Source organism: Nostoc sp. KVJ20 (assembly GCF_001712795.1).
Taxonomy (GTDB): domain Bacteria; phylum Cyanobacteriota; class Cyanobacteriia; order Cyanobacteriales; family Nostocaceae; genus Nostoc.
The window spans coordinates 1-3071 of sequence record NZ_KV757812.1 but is presented as its reverse complement, the minus strand read 5'-3'; the positions used below and the strand labels follow the sequence as shown (position 1 = coordinate 3071).

Genomic DNA, 3071 nt, shown 5'->3' with positions numbered 1-3071 from the left:
CGCCAAAAAGACCCTCAACTAAAATTAGCAGTAGATTTAATTGCTGATGGCAGGATTGAAGCTGGTTTTGAACGACTAGAAGCCAACGGTTCCATACTTTCTATAGATAGTTTTTCCAAAATAGAGCAGATCGCCAATGATTATATAGTAGGGACACCAGAGCAGCGACTCAAAACTCTTGTGTTAGCTGGAACAAATACAGAAAGACTTGCCCTTACCCAAGCGATTCGCTCGAAGCTCAAGGGTGAAGGAACTTTGGGAGAAACTGCAACCATCACCCAATTGCAAACCAAAAATCTGACAAAAGTACAGATGCGGTTTGCCCATAACTTTGAAATTGGTGATGTGATCATGCCCACACGGGATTACAAACGCCGGGGGCTTTCTAAAGGCAAATTATATGAAGTGGTAGGTCGAACTACTGATAAGTTGACCCTTATAAGTGATGAACGTCAGATTTTGCAGGTAGACACGGCTTTTGAGAAAGCGGTTTACCAGAGTCACCAGATTGAAATTGCCGTGGGCGATCGCTTGCAATGGAAGAAAAACGATCGGCAATTGGGACGACGCAACGGGCAGGAATTTACTGTAACAGCCATCGACCTGAATATCGTCCAGATTAAATATGCTGATGAGCGTACTGAATCCATTAGTTTGGCACAGGCGCAAAACTTAGACTATGCCCTTGTGAGTACAACATATAGTAGCCAGGGGAAAACTGCGGATCGGGTGTTAATTTCGGCAGATTTCACTATTGGACAGGAAAGTTTTTATGTTGCTGCCAGCCGTGCAAGGCATGAATTAAAAATTTACACCGAAGATCCAACGCGATTGGTAGAGTTGGCGCAACAGTCGAAAGCCAAAGAGAATGCTTTGGAATTGCTACGAAAACAAATTCAGAAATCGACGATTGAGCAGCACCAAGCAATAACTATAAATATAAGTGCCCCTTTTGAGAAGCCAGTACTAAAACAAGAGACGACAGTATCTACTCCAAATGTCCAGCCAATTGTGAAATCAGTCGCATCTAGCCGGACAACAAGCCATGATTCATCAATAAAAGTACCGAAAGTCTTGCCCGTCTTGAAAGAGACACCAAACTATAATACTGTTGAATCGGTTTTCTCCAAGCCAGTACTGAAATCTGCTGCCCCAACAGAAGCATTTTGGACACCACATCAAAGTAAAGACATTCCCAATTTTCTTGAACCAAAGCACTGGCAAGAGTTTGAAGATAGCGCTATCCATCCTGATATTGCGGCAAAAAATTTTGAAAGTCTTCAATTCAACTATGCAGGTGGTGAGCATGAGTCTTGGGAAAGACTCATGGTTAGTGAAAAACTTAATCGTACAAATACCGGGAGGTTAACGGAGGGATTAATCAGAACATATTCTCATCTTGATGCTGGAGGATGGTGGTGTGATGCTGGAGTTGATCCGCGAACATTTGCTGATTTAACCCCAGGTGATAAACCAACTCTTAAACGATGGGGATGCTACAAGCCAAATCAACCAAGACCCAAAAAAGATGAGAATAATCAAATAATTGAAGGGAAATTCATCAAATATGAGCATCCTCCCAAGGTTGAATTAAGCATCTTCCTGCTTAATGTCCCTGACGATATTGCCGAACGCATTTACTCCAAACACAAGGTGAATCCCAGTGATAGCGATCGCCAGTCAGGATTTTGGTACTGTGTCTGGAAACATAATATCCCCTGTGCGATCGCAGAAGGAGCTAAAAAAGCAGCCAGTCTGTTGAGTCAGGGTCATGCTGCCATTGGGCTACCTGGGATTTCGGCGGGATACCGAACTCCCAAAGATGAGTTTGGCAAAAAAATCGGTAAGTCTTACCTACATGAGGAATTAGCGGTTTTCGCCACACAAGGGAGAGTTTTCAAGTTCTGCTTTGACTACGAAACCAAGCCCGAAACTAAGCTCCATATCGAACGAGATATTTCCGTAACTGGAAGATTGTTACAAGAAGCTGGAGCAAGAGTAAAAGTCATCAACTTGCCAGGCCCAGACAAAGGTGTTGATGATTTCATCGCCGCAAATGGGCCACAAGCTTACGAGAAATTGAGTCATCTTGCTCCAACCTTTCGGGACTGGCAACAGCAGAATCAGCATTCAAAGACTGCGGCTTTTCCACCTTTGCGTAAGCCGATACCAGAACAACGTTCTATACAACTTGAGGGAACAGGCAATAGGGAACGGGTAACAGGGAATGACAAATTGGATCTATTACCAACACACAGGGAAGAGGAAATAGAAAAAACTGTTGCCTGTTCCCCATTGCCTGTTCTCTATCTTTTACAAAATAAACCACAGGTACAAACCCATGACTTTAACCAACGACAACAACCCAACACAGATACAGTTGCTAACCGAGAAGATAGAGCAATTGACCCAGAAAATCGAGTTCTTAGAAACGAGGCAAGCCGAGAACCTAATCGAAATGAGCGCGAGTCACTCGAACTTCTTGCAGCAGTTAGCCGAGACATTGAATTCCAAGAAGTCCTCGAACTTGGAGCCATTAGTGCAAGAATTAACCCAAGCTCTACAGATGATTGGCTTCGAGGTCAACGAGCAACGAACTTCTCAAGACAAGTTAACCCAGAAGATTCAGCAATTATTGACGGCGCAGCAAGTGATGTCAGTTTTGAACAAAATGGAAACGCCAAACGACCAACTACCGAACAACTCTTAAACGCAATTACTGAGAATATTCAACAGTCAATAGTTGATGATGCCTTGGTTGAAACGTTACCACAATTAACAGAACAACTGTACGGGTATCAGCAGCACCTAAGAGGAGCTAGAACCAGATTAGATGACTTTGGAGCAGTGATTGCTTCAATTGAGCAACAAATTTCATCAAAAAGAACAGTGGATGTAATCTCTGACTTTATTGAACAGTCAGCAGTTGAGTCCACCTTGATTGAAACATTACCACAGTTAACAAAACAACTGTCTGAGTATCATCAGAATTTATCAGCCGTAAGAACCACATACGACGAGCTATTAGCGGCGACTGCAGAAAGGGCACAACCCTTATCACAAAGAACTGT

The 3071-nt window shown here is 43.1% G+C and carries 1 protein-coding gene; it reads left to right on the top strand.

What is annotated here, in order from left to right:
• Positions 1-3071, top strand: a 3071-nt coding sequence (locus A4S05_RS37715; RefSeq protein WP_256091402.1) for a DUF3854 domain-containing protein, incomplete at both ends; no start/stop codon positions are given.